This window comes from Mesorhizobium sp. BR1-1-13, assembly GCF_020165515.1.
Taxonomy (GTDB): Bacteria; Pseudomonadota; Alphaproteobacteria; order Rhizobiales; family Rhizobiaceae; genus Mesorhizobium.
In genome coordinates this window covers 372,102-387,516 of record NZ_JAIUIH010000003.1, presented here as the reverse complement: position 1 = coordinate 387,516, position 15,415 = coordinate 372,102, and the positions used below count along the sequence as shown (strand labels likewise).

The window sequence follows — 15,415 nt, the reverse complement described above, 5'->3', positions numbered from 1 at the left end:
ATTCAAGGGACAAGAGAATGTCGAACATGATGAAGGCGCTGGTGAAGGCCAAGGCCGAGCCAGGCATCTGGATGGAAGAGGTGCCGGTGCCGGAAATCGGCCCCAACGACGTGCTGATCAAGGTGAAGAAGACCGCGATCTGCGGCACCGACGTCCACATCTACAATTGGGACCAGTGGGCGCAGAAAACGGTGCCGGTACCGATGGTGACCGGCCATGAATTCGTCGGCACCGTTGCGGATTTCGGCGCCGCGGTCACCGAATACAAGGTCGGCCAGCGTGTGTCAGGCGAAGGCCACATCGTCTGCGGACATTGCCGCAACTGCCGCGCGGGCAGGGGGCATCTGTGCCGCAACACGCTCGGCGTCGGCGTCAATCGTCCGGGTGCTTTCGGCGAGTATCTGGCGATCCCGCAGCACAATGTCGTGCCGATCCCCGACGATGTGCCCGACGAGATCGCTGCGATCTTCGACCCGCTGGGCAATGCCGTTCATACGGCATTGTCCTTCGACCTGGTCGGCGAGGACGTGCTGGTCACCGGCGCAGGACCGATCGGCATCATGGGCGCGCTGGTGGCGCAATGCGTCGGCGCCAGGAAGGTCGTTATCACCGACATCAATCCGGTTCGGCTGGACCTAGCGCGCAAGCTTGGCGTCCAGCATGTCGTCGATGCCTCCAAGGAAAAACTGCGCGATGTGATGCCGGCACTCGGCATGACCGAGGGTTTCGACGTCGGCCTGGAGATGTCGGGCGCGGCCCCTGCCTTCCGCGACATGATCGACACCATGAATAATGGCGGCAAGATCGCCATCCTCGGCATTGCGCCGACCGGGTTCGAGATCGACTGGAACAAGGTCATCTTCAAGATGCTGCATCTCAAGGGCATCTACGGCCGCGAGATGTTCGAGACCTGGTACAAGATGATCGCGCTCGTACAGGGCCCGCTCGACGTTTCAGGCCTGATCACCCATCGCATCGGCATCGACGATTTCCAGGTTGGATTCGATGCGATGCGCAGCGGCAGTTCGGGCAAGGTGGTGATGGACTGGTAATCGATGCGCTGAGAGCTTCAGCCTTCGAGGCAGGCGATGCTAGAGTAGCCTGGTTTTCAGCCATCGCACCTGTCGCCACGCGCGCCGCAACGCAGTTGCGGCGGCGCCGATCGCAATGACGGCGAGCGCGAGCGTCAAGGCTTCGTTGTGGCCATTCCAAAGGAATTCTCCGGCCGATAGCAGTGCCGCGACGGTTGCAACTGCCATGCGATGTGGCTTGGCCATCGGTCCGGTGAAATCGCTCGGCGCCTCGTTGGCCCGCCCCAATTCCCGCACATAGGCGGTGAGAACCGAAAAACAGGCCGCCGCCCAGCCTAGGCCAGGCATGCCGATGCCGTAGCCTATTCCGGCCATGATGGCGATGTCGGCGATCCTGTCCGGGAACTCGTTCCAGAACGGCCCGTCGGCCGACGCCTTGCCGCCCTCGACGGCGACCATGCCATCGAACAGATTGCACAGCAGCCGCAGTTGGCAAAACAGCGCCGCGCCCAGCAACAGCAACAAACGAGAAGTGCCGCCGCTCTGCCCGCCAAGCCAGAAGGCCGCGCCTGCCAGCGCGCCGGCGAGGATACTGGCCTGCGAAATCCGGTTGGGGGGCACGGAGAGCGCGGCGAGACGTCTGGCCGTCGCTTGTGCCCAGCGCGTGTCGCGGCTTGCAAGTGGTCTGCGATCGCCCGTGTTGATCACTGCCTCATCCCGGTGACCAGAAATAACGCGTGAGATGGAAGAAGATCGGAGCGGAGAAGACCACCGAATCCAGCCGATCTATCAGGCCGCCGTGGCCATCGATCAGATGGCCCCAATCCTTCACGCCGCGGTCACGTTTGATGGCCGACATCACAAGGCCGCCGAAAAAACCCATCAGCGTGATCAGGAAGGCCATCGCGCCCGCCTCAAGCGGAGAGAACGGCGTGATCCACCACAGGCCAGCGCCGATGAGGCTGGCGCTTGCAACGCCTCCGAGGAAACCTTCAAGCGTCTTGGACGGCGAAAGCTTTGGTGCGATCTTCGTATGCCCGATCGCCTTTCCCCAGACATATTGCAGTACGTCGCTCAATTGCACGACGATGACAAGGAAGGCTATCAGAAGCACATTGCGGCCCTCGTAGCCGGGAATATGCAACGTCAGAAGAGCCGGGACGTGGGAGGCGCAGAAAACGCAGATCATCAACGCCCATTGCACCTCGGCAATTCGAACGAGGAAGTGCTGGGTATCGCCCCGTATGGCTGAGATGATGGGCATCAACAGGAAGGCGTAGACCGGGATGAAAACAGAAAAGATCTCGTAGTCCTCGATCCAGAGCAGCACATACTGTACCGGCAGCACGACGAAAAACGCCGTGGCCAGCGCCCAGTGGTCGGCACGCCGGGTATTGGTCAGCGTCACGAATTCGCGAAGTGCGGCGAAGGAACAGAAGCCGAAGAGAAGCAGGACGCCGATCCGCCCGGCGATGAATGCTATGGCGATGAGAATCGCCATTACCCACCAGGCATTGATACGGGCGTTGAGGTTCTCGATGGCTGGGTTGGAGCCTTCCGGCGACAGCCGTCGCTCCAGGATATGCCCCACGAAAGAGGCCACGAGCAGGATCCCGCAGACGCCGAGCACGAGAACCATCATATCGAATTGGGTTGAGCTCATTCCGCTGCCTTTTTCGGTGCCAGCGCCAGCAGCGCCCCACGTGCCCGTTCGAGGAACATATGCTTGCTCTCGCCGTCAGCCAGGTGCATTGCCTCGCCGAACGTCACCGTGCAGATCAGCGGGATAGGCACGAATTCCCCTTTCGGCATCACCCGGTTGAGATTGGCGATCCATACCGGCACCAACTCGAAATCCGGGTGCGATGCCGCCAAATGGAACAGCCCGGACTTGAATGGCTGCAGGGAAGCGTCGGATTGGTTGCGCGTGCCTTCCGGGAAGAGAATGAGCGAAGAGCCTTCTCTCATCGCCTCCCCCATGCTCTCGACGGGATCCATCGTGCGTCCATCGCGATTGCGCTCGATCAGGACGGCATTGAAAACGTCGCGGCCGACGAAGGCTCGGACTTTTGATTTCAGCCAGTAGTCGGCACCCGCTACGGGTCGCACCCGCCGACGCAGGCGCGGCGGCAGGACAGCCCAGATCAAGATGAAATCACCATGGCTGGAGTGATTGGCAAAGAAGATCGAGCGACGCCGAGGCAACCTGCCTTCATGCCAAAACGGCCGCACGGCGGTGATGGCTCGGGCAAACAGCAAGACGACCACGGCCACCGGCCTCGCGAGCAGCGACTTCATCCTTCCCCCCAATTCGCCCGTCGATGATCACTGGCTTACATACAGCGCTGAAAATTCGCCACCGGGCAAGCAGGGATCGAAAATGACCGCCAGACCGTCTCTGCTTCAAGGCGCTGTCGCGTCGAGCCATCGTCTCCTATTCCATCTGGCGATAGCCGCTATCTCAGACCCAACGCGCTTTCCAACGACGCGATGCCTTTGACGATGGAGGCTTGCTGGTCGGCGCTCAGCTGGGCCAGCAACTCCCGTTCGAACGCCTTCGCCAGCGGCACCATCTCGCTATAGGCCGCAAGTCCGGCTCTGGTCAGCGCCAGGTGCTCGACGCGGCGATCGTTCTCGTCAGTGGTTCGGATGAGCCATCGGCGACGCTCAAGCTCCGCCACGGCACGCGAAACCTTTGTCTTGTGCATCGCCGACTGCGCGCCGAGTTCCGTCGCGGTCATTGTGCCGCGCTGGCCAAGCCCCGAAAGCGTACGCCATTCCGGGCGCGTGAGGCCGTGACGCTCCTTGTAGATCCGGGAGAATTCGCGGCTCACGGCATCGGCCAGCCGATACAGCCGGTAGGGCAGAAAGCTTTCGAGTTCCAGGATTTCGGATTCCATGACCAGCCATCGAGAAATGCCCGCGCACGGCATTGATAGTTACATTTTCGATGGTTACAAATGAAACCAATTTGGTCAAGCATTCGCGAGGAGGAAGCGATGGCCTTTTCCTACATGCCGGGTTTCGGCAACGATTTCGAAACCGAAAGCCTGCCGGGTTCGCTGCCGCACGGGCGCAATTCACCGCAGCGGCCGGCCTACGGCCTCTATGCCGAGCAGCTCTCCGGTTCGCCCTTCACCGCGCCGCGTGGCACCAATGAGCGCTCCTGGCTTTATCGCATCCGGCCAAGCGTCAGACATACCGGGCGCTTCACGTCGGTGAGTTATCCCTTCTGGAAAAGTGCGCCCAATGTCGGCGATCATGAGCTGGCGCTCGGCCAGTATCGCTGGAGCCCGGTGCCGATGCCGAAGGAGCCAACCGATTTCATCGCCGGCATGCGCTCGATGACGACCGCCGGCGACGTTCTTGGGCAGACCGGCATGGCGGCGCATGTCTATGTCGCCAACAAATCGATGGGCGACGACCATTTCTTCAACGCCGACGGCGAGTTGCTGGTGGTGCCGCAGGTGGGCGCCTTGCGCTTCGTCACCGAGATGGGGGTCATCGAGCTCAGGCCCGGCGAGATCGCGGTGCTGCCGCGCGGCCTCGTCTTCAAGGTCGAACTGGTCGATGCGGAAGTGCGCGGCTATGTCTGCGAGAACTACGGTGCCAAGCTGACGATGCCCGACCGCGGCCCGATCGGCGCCAATTGCCTGGCCAATCCGCGCGATTTCAAGACGCCCTGCGCCTGGTTCGAGGAGAAGGAGACGCCCTGCCGGCTGACCGTCAAATGGTGTGGACAGTTCCATGTCACCGAAATTGGCCATTCGCCCCTCGATGTGGTGGCGTGGCACGGCAACTATGCGCCCTACAAATATGATCTGGCGACGTTTTCGCCGGTTGGTGCGATCCTCTTTGACCACCCGGATCCGTCGATCTTCACGGTGCTGACCGCGCCGAGCGGCGAGGAGGGCACCGCCAACATCGATTTCGTCATCTTTCCGCCGCGCTGGCTGGTGGCGGAGGATACGTTCCGCCCACCCTGGTATCACCGCAACATCATGAGCGAGTTCATGGGGCTGATCCACGGCCAGTACGACGCCAAGGAAGAGGGTTTCGTCCCCGGCGGAATCAGCCTGCACAATCTGATGCTGGCGCATGGCCCGGACGCGCCTGGTTTCGAAAAGGCCTCGCGCGCGGATCTGAAACCGGTCAAGCTCGACAACACCATGGCCTTCATGTTCGAGACCCGGTTCCCGCAGATGCTGACCCGCTACGCCGCCGAACTCGACGCCAGGCAGGACAATTACATCGACTGCTGGGCCGATCTGAAGAAGCGCTTCAATGGCACGCCCGAGGGCGATTGGTCCTGAATGGATCGCTGCCGTCGGAAAACTGCCTTCAGGAAAGTTGAGCCGGCGGCTTGACGATTGCCCATAACAGCCTTGTTGTGGGCCAAGCGGCGCAAGGCCGCGTCAGGAGAGGAAACCGCATGAAGCTTGCCACATTGAAGAACGGGACGCGCGACGGAAAGCTCGTCGTCGTCTCGCGCGATCTTACACGCTTCACCGATGCCTCCTTCCTGGTGCCGACGCTGCAGGCGGCTCTCGACGATTGGCGGCGGATTTCGCCGCATCTGGCCGCAATGGCGGAGTCGCTCGAGAGCAATGCAGTGCCGTCGGCGCGCTTTCACGAACATAATGCCCATTCGCCGCTGCCGCGCGCCTATCAATGGGCTGACGGTTCAGCCTATGTGAACCATGTCGAGCTGGTGCGGAAGGCGCGCGGGGCCGAAATGCCGGCAAGCTTCTGGACCGACCCGCTGATCTATCAGGGCGGCTCCGACAGCTTCATCCCGCCGCGAGATCCGATCCGCATGGCCGACGAGACCTTTGGCATCGACATGGAGGCGGAAGTCGCGGTCGTTGTCGATGATGTGCGAATGGGCGCCAGCCTCGAGAAGGCGCGGGAGGCGATTCGCCTGGTGATGCTGGTCAACGATGTGACGCTGCGTGCCATTGCCGGACCGGAACTCGCCAAGGGGTTCGGCTTCTTCCAGTCCAAGCCGTCTTCGGCCTTTTCACCGGTCGCGGTGACGCCGGACGAGTTGGGCGAGGCCTGGGACGGCGGCAAGGTCAGCCTGCCGCTGCTTGCCGACCTCAACGGCAAACCTTTCGGCCGGGCGAATGCCGGCGTCGACATGACTTTCGATTTCCCCGCGCTCATCGTCCATGCGGCGAAAGCACGGCCGCTGGCGGCCGGCACCATCATCGGCTCCGGCACCGTCTCCAACAAGCTCGGCGGCGGGCCTGGCAAGCCCGTCTCGGCCGGCGGGGCGGGCTATTCCTGCATCGCCGAACTGCGCATGATCGAGACCATAGAGAGCGGCGAGCCGAAGACGCCGTTCCTGCGTTTCGGCGACACGGTGCGCATAGAGATGAAGGACAAGGCCGGGCATTCGATCTTCGGCGCCATCGAGCAGACGGTCGAGAAATACGAGGGGTGAGGGGGAACCCAAACCGTGACCTTGCTTGAACACCTGTGCCGTATGGCGCGCAACAATCTGTGGTCGAACGACCGGCTCTACCGTGCTGTGCTGGCGCTTCAGCCCGGGGAGTTCGAGGCCGAGCGCAGCAGTTTCTTCCCCTCAATTAAGGAAACGCTCAACCACATCCTTGCGGTAGATCATCTCTATCTCGATTTCCTGACAGATGGCGGCCGCGGAGCTGCCGCCTATGATGATTTCGAGCCGTTCGACGATGCGGCAAGCTTGGCAGAGGCACAGGCCGATTTTGATCGCAGGCTGATTACCTTCTGCGACAGCCTGTCGGAGACCGGCCTCGAACGGCGGGTCATCACCGACCGGCGTCAGGACGGTATGATCCGGGAAAAGATCGGCGACATCCTCGCCCATGTTTTCCTGCATGACATCCACCATCGCGGCCAGGTGCACGCGATGCTGTCCGGCACGTCGGTCGCGCCGCCGCAGCTCGACGAATTCCTGCTCGATTACGATGTGAAGCTCAGGAAGGCGGAGGTTGAGAGGCTCGGGTTGGAAAGCTAGGCAAGCGTCACAGCGTAGCGCGCAAAATGCGGGTCCGATGTCACGATTGTCAGGTTCTCCATTTGCGCTTGTGCAATCAGCAACCGGTCGAACGGATCGCCATGGTGATGCGGGAGGCTGCCAACCGCATGCGCGTGCTGCAAGGTGACGGCGAGCGGCTGAAATTGCATCCTTGGAAGCAGCGCCGGCAGGTCGTGCGGCGCAGTGAGTTTTCCGATCGAACGTTTGATAGCAATTTCCCAAACGCTCGCCGCGCTCGCGAACACTACTGCTTCCGAAGCCAAGATGGCGCGGTGGTGCTCGCTGAGACGTCGATCGTCCGAAATGGACCAGAGGATGATATGTGTGTCGGCGAGAAACGGTCCCACCGTCATCTGACGTACTCGTCCCATTCGGGACCGAGTTCGTCAAAATCGTTCGCAATCCAGATTTTGCCTTTCAAGGCACCAATACGAGGCAGGAGATCTGCCCTCGCTGGCGGCACCAGCCTCGCGGCGATCTTGCCATGACGCGTGAGCACGATCTCCTCGCCAGCTTCCGCGCGGCTGACGAGTTCCGACAGTTTGGCCTTTGCTTCTGCGATGGAAATGTTCATGGCTCGACCTTTCTGACCATAATTTAAGTCATAATTGGCCGAGCCGCAAGTTTGGTGTTACGCCGCCTTGCCGTCCATTTTGATCACGCCGCGCTTGATCTGGTCCTGCTCGATCGATTCGAACAGTGCGCGGAAATTGCCTTCGCCAAAGCCTTCGTCGCCTTTGCGCTGGATGAATTCGAAGAAGATTGGTCCGATCACGGTCTTGGAGAAGATCTGCAGGAGGATCTTCGTCGTGCCGCCGTCGACCACACCTTCGCCGTCGATCAAAATGCCATGCTTCTTCATGCGTTCGATCGGCTCGTCATGGCCGTTCACGCGTGCATGCGACATCTCGTAATAGGTCTCCGGCGGGCCGGGCATAAATTTCAGCCCATTGGCGGCAAGCTTGTCGGTGGCCTCGTAGATCGCGTCGGTGCCCACCGCTATGTGCTGGATGCCCTCGCCATTGTACTTCTTCAGATATTCGGCGATCTGGCTGGTCTCATCCTTGGATTCGTTGAGCGGAATGCGGATCTTGCCGCAGGGCGAGGTGATCGCCCGGCTGACCAACCCGGTGATCTTGCCGTCGATGTCGAAGAAATGGATCTGCTTGAAGCCAAACAGGTCGCGGTAGAAATCCCACCATTTGTCCATGTTGCCGCGGTAGACGTTGTGCGTCAGATGGTCGAGGAAATAGAAGCCGACGCCTTCCGGTCTGGGGTCGCGTTCGCCCAGCCATTCGAATTCGGCATCATAGGCCGAGCCCTTCTCGCCATAGGTTTCGATGAAGTAGAGCAGCGAGCCGCCGATGCCTGATATCGCCGGCACGTCAAGCGTCTTGTCGGCGCCTTCGTAAGGCGTGGCTCCCTTCGACACCGCGTGTTCGAAGGCATGCTTGGCATCGACCACCCGCCACGCCATGGAGGCGGCGCATGGGCCGTGCTTGTCGACGAACTTCATCGCATGCGAGCCGGGCTCGGCGTTGACGACATAGTTGATGTCGCCCTGACGCCAGACGGTGATGTCCTTGGTGCGGTGCTTTGCCACCGCTACATAACCCATGTGGGTGAACAATTCGGCCAGCTTCCGTGGCTCAGGATGCGCGAATTCGACGAATTCGAAACCATCGGTGCCGGCGGGGTTGGCCTTGCTGATCTTGGCGGGTGGAGCGTCGTGCGGGAAGGGACCCATGATTATCCTCCGGAAGCTGGCTTGGCCTGCATAGGCCATGCCATCATAGCGCTGGCGCGCCGCACGGTGCTTGCATTCAAACGCTTGAAATGTTTATCTGATGCATGAAGTATGCATAGCTTTCGGAAATATCATGAATGATACGCGCCTTGATCAGTTTGATCGCAAGATACTGGCGCTTTTGCAGAGTGACGCGCGGCTCACCAACAACGACCTTTCGGAGCGGGTGAACCTCTCGGCCTCGCAATGCTCGCGCCGCCGCCAGCGGCTGGAGGAAGACGGCTATATCAAGGGCTATCGCGCCGTGCTTGACCGCGACCGGCTGGGCTTTTCGCTGGTCAATGTCATCTCGGTGACCTTGGCCACTCACAACCGCGACAATGCCCGGCGCTTCGGCGAACTCGTGGCGCGGCTGCCCGAAGTGCAGGAGGCGCACGCGCTGACCGGCGAAATGGATTATATCCTGAAGGTGGTTACGCCCGACCTGAAATCATTGTCGGAGTTCGTCAATGGCGTGCTCTTGCCGCACGAATCCGTGCAGCACGTCAAGACGGCGATTGTGCTCGAGACGCTCAAGGAAACGGGCGCGCTGCCGATCTAACCCTTCGACTGCTGGATCAGCCCATAGAGATTGGTGCAGCGGGCGCCGGAACGGCAATAGGCAAAGACCGGGCCTTCCAACTCGTCGAGCGCTTGTCCCTGGTCCTCGACATTCTCGGCGGTGATCTGGCCGCTGATGACGGGGATGTAGCGGAAGGCAAGCCCGGCAGCCTCGACTGCGGCCTTGAGCGTGTCGGCCGAAGGCTGGCCGGGCTGCTCGTCGTCCGGCCGGTTGCAGATCACGCTCTTGAAGCCGGCTGCCTTGATGGCGGCGACGTCCTCGGGCTGGATCTGGCCCGAGACCGAATAGTCCTCGCTGATCTGGCGGTATTCCATTGTGGTGTCCTCGCAATCTGGTTGGGCAGTCTTGCCACTCCCCGGCACGGCCGGCAATCCACGCCGAGGGATTTCTCTGCCAAATAGCGAGTGCTGACCGGAAAATCCAACCGGGCCGCCGAGGCCCGGTTGGACCGGAGCGGCTCAACTGCCGAGGATCGCGCCTTTGATCTGCGTGATGTTGTTGTGCATCATGTCGATATAGGTCGAGGCCGGGCCGTCGGACTGCGACAGCGCGTCGGAATACAGCGTGCCGCCGACCTTGATGCCGGTCTCGCTGGCGATCTGCTCGATCAGGCGCGGATTGGTGATGTTCTCGACGAAGATCGCCGCCGCTTTATCCTGCTTGACCTGTTCGACCAGCTTGGCGACGTCGGCGGCCGACGGTTCGGAGTCCGTCGAGACGCCCTCGGGCGCTAGGAAGGTCAGGCCGTATTCGTGCTCGAAATAGCCGAACGCGTCATGCGAGGTGATGACGACGCGCTTCGCCTCGGGGATGGACTGGATCGCCGCTTTCACCTCGCCTTCCAGCGCGTCGAGCTTCTTCGTGTAGGCCGCGGCATTGGTCTGGTAGCTGACACAGCCATCATTGTCGGCTGCGCAGAACGCCTCGGCAATGTTCTTCACATAGATCTTGGCATTGGCAATCGACTGGAAGGCATGGGGATCGGTGACCGTCTTGCCGCCGCCCGTACCCGCGCCTTCCGCCGCGTCCGCATCGGCGAATTCCGGCTTGAAGTCGATCGCCGTCACACCCTTGGTCAGCGTGACGATCGATGCCTTGGTGGCGCTGGCATCGACCAACCGCTGTAGAAAGCCCTCGAAATGCAGGCCGTTGACCAGCACCAAGTCGGCGCCCGCCATGGCTACCGCATCAGCCGGGCTCGGCTCGTAGACATGCGCATCGCCATCGGGTCCCACGATGGTGGTGATGTTGACGCGGTCGCCGCCGACATTCCTGGCGAAATCGGCAATGACGGTAAAACTTGCGACCACTTTCAAGGGCGCCGCAAAGGCCGACGATGCGCCGAACGCAGTTAATGTTATAACGCTCATCGTGAGGGCGGCGCGGATCGACTTCAACATGGGCGGTCTCCTTGGAGGCTGGGGATGGATCAGGCCGTCCGATGACGGTGATGGACGATGCGGGCGCGCAGCGCGCCGCGCGTGCCGAACAGGATCGAGGCGAAATAGACGACGCCGGCCGACAGGATGATGGCCGGGCCTGAGGGCAGCGAGGCATGGTAGGACAGAAGCAGTCCGGCGATGCACGAGGCAAAGCCGATCAGCACGGCCAGCACGCACATCGGTTCGACGCGCACGGTCCAGAAACGGGCCGCGGCGGCCGGCAGCATCATCAGCCCGACCGACAGAAGCGTGCCCAACGCCTGGAAGCCGCCAACGAGGTTGAGCACGACGAGGCCGAGGAAAATGAAATGCACCGGACTGCCCCACCGGCTGACCGAGCGCAGGAACAGCGGGTCGAGGCATTCGGCGACCAAGGCCCGCCAGAAGATGGCGAGACTGGCAAGCGTCACCAGCACGATGCCGCCGATCAGCGTCAGCGCTTCATCGTTGAGCGCCAGCACCGTACCGAACAGCACATGCATGAGGTCGACGCTGGAGCCCCGGATCGAAACCATCAGCACGCCGACGGCAAGCGAAATCAGGTAGAAGGCGGCCATCGAGGCGTCTTCGCGCTGGATGGTGAATCGCGAGACGGCGCCTGCACCGAGCGCAACGACGACGCCCGCGATCAGGCCGCCAATGGTCATCGGCAGGATTTCCAGCCCGTAAAGCAGGAAGCCGGCGGCGGCGCCCGGCAGGATGGCGTGCGCCATGGCGTCGCCCGAGAGGCTCATGCGCCGCAACATCAGGAACACGCCGACAGGGCAGGCGCCCAGCGACAGCATCAGCGAGCCGAACAGTGCCCGCTGCATGAACGCAAAATCGGCGAAAGGCGCGATGAAGAGTTCATAGAGGACGTTCATCATGCAGCCCTTGGTCCGGCGCCATGATGGTGGTGACGATCCTGTGCATGGGCAGGCTTGTCATGATCGTGACCATGTCCCTCATGGTCACGCCCGTCATGGTCATGATCTTGCCCACCCGGCTCGCACCACGGCGCGTTTTCTTCCCACGCTTCATGGAAGCGCCTGGCCCGCAGGAGATTCTCGGACCGCAGCGTCTCCTTCGTCTCGCCCCAGGCGACAGGCTGGCGGGCCAGCAGCAGCGTCTCGGGAAAATTCTGCCGGACAAGGTCGAGGTCGTGGACGACGACCATGATGGTGCGTTCCTCGCCATGCCAGCGCTTGATCAGCGCAATGAGATCGCCCACCGTCTTTGCATCGACGGCGTTGAACGGCTCGTCGAGCAGGATGAGATCCGCATCCTGCAACAGCACGCGGGCAAACAAGGTGCGCTGCAACTGGCCGCCCGACAGGGTGTCGATCGGGCGTGTCTCGAAGCCACCAAGGCCGACCGCCATCAGCGCCTCGCTGACGGATTGGCGATCCTCCTTCGTATGGCGGCCGAGCAGCCCGCGTTTCGGCCACAGGCCGAGCGAGACCAGATCGACAACCCGGGCCGGAAAGCTGCGGTCGAGTTCCGACTGCTGCGGCAGATAGGCGGCGCGCACGCCCGGCGCCCGCGTCACTGCGCCGGCCATCGGCTTCAGCACGCCGACGATACCCTTCATCAGCGTCGACTTGCCCGAACCATTGGCGCCAACGACGGCGGTCAGCGAGCCTTTGCGTATGACGCCGTCCAGATGATGGATCGCCGGATGGCTGTTATAGCCAAGCGTCAGGTCACGGAATGTCAGGCAGCTTTGGGTCATTCGACGGTCCGTGGGGTGGAAGTGCGGCTGCTGGGCAGCGCCGATTGGATATGTGATGTTATTACATTAGTCAAGAAGCCAATCGAGCGTAATTGTGGCTGCCGGCTCAACTTGCCGCGACCCCCCGGCGCCGCTGGTCCAAGGGGATCTGGAACGCTCGGCCTTGCCCGAAGCCGATGCCAACTCTAAAGAGGCGCGACCACAAAGGAAGGAAACCTCCCATGAGCATTCGTCGCATTGATGTTGGCCCGCGCATGAGCCAGATCGTCATTCACGGCAACACAGTCTATCTGGCCGGCCAGGTCGGTGAGCCCGGCGGCAATGTCGCCTCGCAGACCCGCGATATTCTGGCGACGATCGATGAATTGCTGGCCAAGGCCGGCACCGACAAGACCAAGATCGTCCAGGCGATCATCTGGCTGGCCGACATGGGCACCTTCGCCGAGATGAACTCGGAATGGGACAAGTGGGTGCCCCAGGGCCACACGCCCGCCCGCGCCACCGGCGAAGCCAAGCTCGCCGGTCCGGAATATCTGGTCGAGATCATTATCACAGCGGCGATCTGAGGCGCTGCGCTTTCCCTTCTCCCCTTCCTTGCGAAGGCAAAAAGGGGAGAAGGCAAGAGATGCTATCCGTGTGACGGCTTGAATCTAGCCACCAGCGTGTGGCTTCCGGCCGCATAGGTGAAGCGCACATGGGTAACCGGGTGCTCGGCACTCCATGTCCGGCGCTCGACCACAAGACAGGCCGCGTCCAGGCCGATGTCGAGGGCACCGGCGACACGATCATCGGCGGCAACAGCACGAATGCGATGCTCGGCCTCGCTCCACGGCACACGGCCGATCAGCCACGGGCCTGGTGCAATATCGAGGAACCCTTCCTCGCCGGCTTCCGTGACAGCGGAGAGATTGATCAGCCGCTCTTCGAGCGCGAACGGCCGTTCTCCGGCGAAATGCAGGCATTCCAGCGATAGGACCGAACCCGAGGCGGAAAGCCCGAGCCGCGACCGGTCTTGCGCGCTGCTGCGCCGCTTCAGGCGCGCAAGCCGCTCGTAGCGATAGGGCAGGCCGAGCGCTTCGACCTCGATCCGGATGTCGTGGATTTCCAGCACCGCCGCTTGCGATTGCGGCTGACGCACGAAACTGCCTGAGCGCCGGCGGCGTTCGATCAGTCCTGACTTGGCAAGCTGCGACAGCGCCTTGTTCACCGTCATGCGCGAGCAATCATATTCGGCCGTCAGCTCGTGCTCGAACGGGATGCGATGCCCAGGCGCCCAGGCGCCGGACAGGATTTTCTCGCTTATATCGGACAGGATGCGCTGATGCAGCGACACCGTCTCGCCGCCCTCTGTCTCCGCTGTCGCCACCATGCTCATGGGATGTCCCTGATCAGCCTGCCGAAAGCGCGGCCATGACATTGCGGAAACGCGCCGCGATGGCGTCGCGCCTGGCGTGCCTGCCGCCGCTGACTTGCTTTTGGCCGTGCACCCAGACGCAATCGACCTTGGTGCCGTTGGCGAAGATCCAGGCGTCGAGGATGGTATCTCCGGCCTTGCCGGCAAGCGAAGCCTGGCTGTGGTCGAGCGAGACGAGATCGGCGGATGCGCCAATGGCGATCCGCGAGGCGCCGGCGCCAAGGGCGACGCTGCCGCCGTCTAGCGCGGCGTCGAACAGCGCGCGGCCGGTCGAGCCGTCGGCGACCGCCAGCACGTTGCGGGCGCGGTGGGCAAGACGTTGCGAATATTCGAGTTGCCGAAGCTCGTCCGGCAGCCCGATCAGCACGTTGGAATCGGAGCCGACCCCGAAGCGGCCGCCATGTTGCGTGAACAGCGGCGCCGCAAAAGTGCCGTCGCCGAGATTGGCCTCGGTGATCGGGCAGAGCCCCGCGATCGCGCCGCTTTTTGCCATCGCCACGGTCTCGGCATCGGTCATATGGGTGGCGTGGATCAGGCACCAGCGCGGGTCGATATTGGCATGGCCAAGCAGAAATTCGACTGGACGCGCGCCCGACCAGGCCATGCAGTCCTCGACCTCCTTCACTTGTTCCGCGACGTGGATGTGGATCGGTCCGTCCTGCGCCATCGCAGCGACTTGTCGCAATTCCTCGACCGTCGCGGCACGCAAACTATGCGGGGCGACGCCGATGACCGCTTGATTCAAGGCGCGAACGCATTCGCGACTTTTCTCAACCAGGCGTGAGAACCGGTTAACATCATTGAGGAATCTGCGCTGACCTTCGTTGGGAGCCGCGCCGCCGAAAGAAGAGTGCGCATAGAAGACCGGCAGCAGCGTCAAGCCTATGCCGGTTTCTGCGGCGGCGGCCGCGATGCGCTCGGCCATTTCGGCGATGTTGGCGTAGGGCTTTCCGTCGCGGTCGTGATGCAGATAATGAAATTCGCCGACGCGCGAAAAGCCGGCCTCCAGCATCTCGACATAGAGCTGGGCGGCGACTGCCTCGACCTGGTCGGGCGTCATCGACAGCGCGAAACGGTACATCGTCTCGCGCCAACTCCAGAAACTGTCGGCCGACGGGCCGCGCAGCTCGGCAAGTCCGGCCATGCCGCGCTGGAACGCGTGGCTGTGCAGGTTGGGCATGCCCGGCAAGACGATGGCGTGGCGCTCGTCGTCGGCGTTCGGCGCAACCCCGGCGTCGATTGCCGCAATGCGGCCTTCGCCCAGGGCGATGCGCACATTGCTTCGCCAGCCTTCCGGCAGGAGCGCCTGTTCCGCAAAGATTGCCGTCAATTTGTTCTCCGAATCCTGGCTTATGATGACAATAGCACTTGCGGTGCTTTTTAATATGTATATACATAACTGCCATCCTTTCAAAGGGAAAAG

19 protein-coding genes are annotated in these 15,415 nt (G+C 62.1%); 6 read left to right on the top strand and 13 right to left on the bottom strand.

Annotation, left to right across the window (positions count from 1 at the left end; genetic code table 11):
• The first annotated feature begins 17 nt into the window (after positions 1 to 17).
• Complete coding sequence (gene tdh / locus LB533_RS09520; protein WP_140549151.1) at positions 18 to 1,052, top strand: L-threonine 3-dehydrogenase; 1,035 nt, start codon at positions 18 to 20, stop codon at positions 1,050 to 1,052.
• Between the two features lie 39 nt (positions 1,053 to 1,091).
• Here tdh and LB533_RS09515 read toward each other — a convergent pair whose 3' ends face one another.
• From LB533_RS09515 to LB533_RS09500, 4 genes are all read right to left on the bottom strand, one after another.
• Positions 1,092 to 1,739, bottom strand: a complete 648-nt coding sequence (locus LB533_RS09515; protein WP_224677069.1) for a CDP-alcohol phosphatidyltransferase family protein — start codon at positions 1,737 to 1,739, stop codon at positions 1,092 to 1,094.
• Positions 1,740 to 1,743: 4 nt separating this feature from the next.
• Positions 1,744 to 2,694 (bottom strand): phosphatidate cytidylyltransferase, encoded by a 951-nt coding sequence (locus tag LB533_RS09510; protein ID WP_140637745.1) that lies wholly within the window; start codon positions 2,692 to 2,694, stop codon positions 1,744 to 1,746.
• Positions 2,691 to 3,329, bottom strand: coding sequence for a lysophospholipid acyltransferase family protein (locus LB533_RS09505; protein ID WP_140637746.1), 639 nt, complete (start codon positions 3,327 to 3,329; stop codon positions 2,691 to 2,693). Before LB533_RS09505 ends, LB533_RS09510 begins: the two co-directional genes overlap by 4 nt.
• A 158-nt stretch (positions 3,330 to 3,487) precedes the next feature.
• The gene (locus LB533_RS09500) at positions 3,488 to 3,931 is read right to left on the bottom strand and encodes a MarR family winged helix-turn-helix transcriptional regulator (protein ID WP_140637747.1); all 444 of its coding nucleotides are present in this window, start codon (positions 3,929 to 3,931) and stop codon (positions 3,488 to 3,490) included.
• 99 nt (positions 3,932 to 4,030) lie between these two features.
• On the opposite strand from LB533_RS09500, the gene hmgA reads away from it, so the two are divergent.
• The 3 genes from hmgA to LB533_RS09485 all read left to right on the top strand — a co-directional run bounded on the left by hmgA (position 4,031) and on the right by LB533_RS09485 (position 7,035).
• On the top strand, positions 4,031 to 5,344 hold the full coding sequence (gene hmgA, locus LB533_RS09495; RefSeq protein WP_140637748.1) for a homogentisate 1,2-dioxygenase: 1,314 nt from the start codon (positions 4,031 to 4,033) through the stop codon (positions 5,342 to 5,344).
• Between the two features lie 119 nt (positions 5,345 to 5,463).
• A complete protein-coding gene (locus LB533_RS09490) occupies positions 5,464 to 6,477 on the top strand; it encodes a fumarylacetoacetate hydrolase family protein (RefSeq protein WP_140637749.1) in 1,014 nt (337 codons plus the stop codon).
• A 15-nt stretch (positions 6,478 to 6,492) separates the two neighbouring features.
• Positions 6,493 to 7,035 (top strand): DinB family protein, encoded by a 543-nt coding sequence (locus LB533_RS09485; protein WP_140637750.1) that lies wholly within the window; start codon positions 6,493 to 6,495, stop codon positions 7,033 to 7,035.
• Here the strand turns inward: LB533_RS09485 and LB533_RS09480 are convergent.
• The 3 genes from LB533_RS09480 to hppD are packed head-to-tail and all read right to left on the bottom strand — an operon-like array spanning position 7,032 to position 8,803.
• Entirely contained in the window at positions 7,032 to 7,409 is a 378-nt protein-coding gene (locus tag LB533_RS09480) for a type II toxin-antitoxin system VapC family toxin (protein WP_140637751.1), read from the bottom strand. The genes LB533_RS09485 and LB533_RS09480 overlap by 4 nt on opposite strands.
• Complete coding sequence (locus LB533_RS09475) at positions 7,406 to 7,630, bottom strand: type II toxin-antitoxin system Phd/YefM family antitoxin (protein WP_140637752.1); 225 nt, start codon at positions 7,628 to 7,630, stop codon at positions 7,406 to 7,408. Before LB533_RS09475 ends, LB533_RS09480 begins: the two co-directional genes overlap by 4 nt.
• A gap of 57 nt (positions 7,631 to 7,687) precedes the next feature.
• Positions 7,688 to 8,803, bottom strand: a complete 1,116-nt coding sequence (gene hppD / locus LB533_RS09470) for a 4-hydroxyphenylpyruvate dioxygenase (RefSeq protein WP_140637753.1) — start codon at positions 8,801 to 8,803, stop codon at positions 7,688 to 7,690.
• A 133-nt stretch (positions 8,804 to 8,936) separates the two neighbouring features.
• On the opposite strand from hppD, the gene LB533_RS09465 reads away from it, so the two are divergent.
• Entirely contained in the window at positions 8,937 to 9,404 is a 468-nt protein-coding gene (locus LB533_RS09465; protein WP_140637754.1) for an Lrp/AsnC family transcriptional regulator, read from the top strand.
• On the opposite strand, the gene LB533_RS09460 is transcribed toward LB533_RS09465, so the two are convergent.
• The 4 genes from LB533_RS09460 to aztA all read right to left on the bottom strand — a co-directional run bounded on the left by LB533_RS09460 (position 9,401) and on the right by aztA (position 12,578).
• Positions 9,401 to 9,739, bottom strand: coding sequence for a TIGR01244 family sulfur transferase (locus tag LB533_RS09460; protein WP_140549140.1), 339 nt, complete (start codon positions 9,737 to 9,739; stop codon positions 9,401 to 9,403). The two genes, LB533_RS09465 and LB533_RS09460, sit on opposite strands and share 4 nt — an antisense overlap.
• Positions 9,740 to 9,883: 144 nt before the next feature.
• On the bottom strand, positions 9,884 to 10,825 hold the full coding sequence (gene aztC / locus LB533_RS09455) for a zinc ABC transporter substrate-binding protein AztC (protein ID WP_140637755.1): 942 nt from the start codon (positions 10,823 to 10,825) through the stop codon (positions 9,884 to 9,886).
• Between the two features lie 29 nt (positions 10,826 to 10,854).
• The gene (gene aztB, locus LB533_RS09450; protein ID WP_140638296.1) at positions 10,855 to 11,730 is read right to left on the bottom strand and encodes a zinc ABC transporter permease AztB; all 876 of its coding nucleotides are present in this window, start codon (positions 11,728 to 11,730) and stop codon (positions 10,855 to 10,857) included.
• Complete coding sequence (gene aztA, locus LB533_RS09445) at positions 11,730 to 12,578, bottom strand: zinc ABC transporter ATP-binding protein AztA (RefSeq protein ID WP_140637756.1); 849 nt, start codon at positions 12,576 to 12,578, stop codon at positions 11,730 to 11,732. Before aztA ends, aztB begins: the two co-directional genes overlap by 1 nt.
• A gap of 221 nt (positions 12,579 to 12,799) precedes the next feature.
• On the opposite strand from aztA, the gene LB533_RS09440 reads away from it, so the two are divergent.
• A complete protein-coding gene (locus LB533_RS09440) occupies positions 12,800 to 13,144 on the top strand; it encodes a RidA family protein (protein WP_056562755.1) in 345 nt (114 codons plus the stop codon).
• Between the two features lie 62 nt (positions 13,145 to 13,206).
• On the opposite strand, the gene hutC is transcribed toward LB533_RS09440, so the two are convergent.
• Both hutC and LB533_RS09430 read right to left on the bottom strand, forming a co-directional pair.
• Entirely contained in the window at positions 13,207 to 13,953 is a 747-nt protein-coding gene (gene hutC / locus LB533_RS09435) for a histidine utilization repressor (RefSeq protein WP_140637757.1), read from the bottom strand.
• A 13-nt stretch (positions 13,954 to 13,966) separates the two neighbouring features.
• Positions 13,967 to 15,322 (bottom strand): formimidoylglutamate deiminase, encoded by a 1,356-nt coding sequence (locus LB533_RS09430; RefSeq protein WP_140637758.1) that lies wholly within the window; start codon positions 15,320 to 15,322, stop codon positions 13,967 to 13,969.
• Positions 15,323 to 15,415 lie beyond the last annotated feature (93 nt).

Excerpts from the sequence above, each read along its gene's own strand:
- LB533_RS09475 (WP_140637752.1), bottom strand. The coding sequence starts at position 7,630 with ATGAACATTTCCATCGCAGAAGCAAAGGCCAAACTGTCGGAACTCGTC.
- LB533_RS09510 (WP_140637745.1), bottom strand. The coding sequence starts at position 2,694 with ATGAGCTCAACCCAATTCGATATGATGGTTCTCGTGCTCGGCGTCTGC.
- tdh (WP_140549151.1), top strand. The coding sequence starts at position 18 with ATGTCGAACATGATGAAGGCGCTGGTGAAGGCCAAGGCCGAGCCAGGC.
- LB533_RS09440 (WP_056562755.1), top strand. The coding sequence starts at position 12,800 with ATGAGCATTCGTCGCATTGATGTTGGCCCGCGCATGAGCCAGATCGTC.
- LB533_RS09505 (WP_140637746.1), bottom strand. The coding sequence starts at position 3,329 with ATGAAGTCGCTGCTCGCGAGGCCGGTGGCCGTGGTCGTCTTGCTGTTT.
- hutC (WP_140637757.1), bottom strand. The coding sequence starts at position 13,953 with ATGAGCATGGTGGCGACAGCGGAGACAGAGGGCGGCGAGACGGTGTCG.
- LB533_RS09500 (WP_140637747.1), bottom strand. The coding sequence starts at position 3,931 with ATGGAATCCGAAATCCTGGAACTCGAAAGCTTTCTGCCCTACCGGCTG.
- LB533_RS09490 (WP_140637749.1), top strand. The coding sequence starts at position 5,464 with ATGAAGCTTGCCACATTGAAGAACGGGACGCGCGACGGAAAGCTCGTC.
- aztA (WP_140637756.1), bottom strand. The coding sequence starts at position 12,578 with ATGACCCAAAGCTGCCTGACATTCCGTGACCTGACGCTTGGCTATAAC.
- hppD (WP_140637753.1), bottom strand. The coding sequence starts at position 8,803 with ATGGGTCCCTTCCCGCACGACGCTCCACCCGCCAAGATCAGCAAGGCC.
- hmgA (WP_140637748.1), top strand. The coding sequence starts at position 4,031 with ATGGCCTTTTCCTACATGCCGGGTTTCGGCAACGATTTCGAAACCGAA.
- LB533_RS09480 (WP_140637751.1), bottom strand. The coding sequence starts at position 7,409 with ATGACGGTGGGACCGTTTCTCGCCGACACACATATCATCCTCTGGTCC.
- aztB (WP_140638296.1), bottom strand. The coding sequence starts at position 11,730 with ATGAACGTCCTCTATGAACTCTTCATCGCGCCTTTCGCCGATTTTGCG.
- LB533_RS09465 (WP_140637754.1), top strand. The coding sequence starts at position 8,937 with ATGAATGATACGCGCCTTGATCAGTTTGATCGCAAGATACTGGCGCTT.
- aztC (WP_140637755.1), bottom strand. The coding sequence starts at position 10,825 with ATGTTGAAGTCGATCCGCGCCGCCCTCACGATGAGCGTTATAACATTA.
- LB533_RS09460 (WP_140549140.1), bottom strand. The coding sequence starts at position 9,739 with ATGGAATACCGCCAGATCAGCGAGGACTATTCGGTCTCGGGCCAGATC.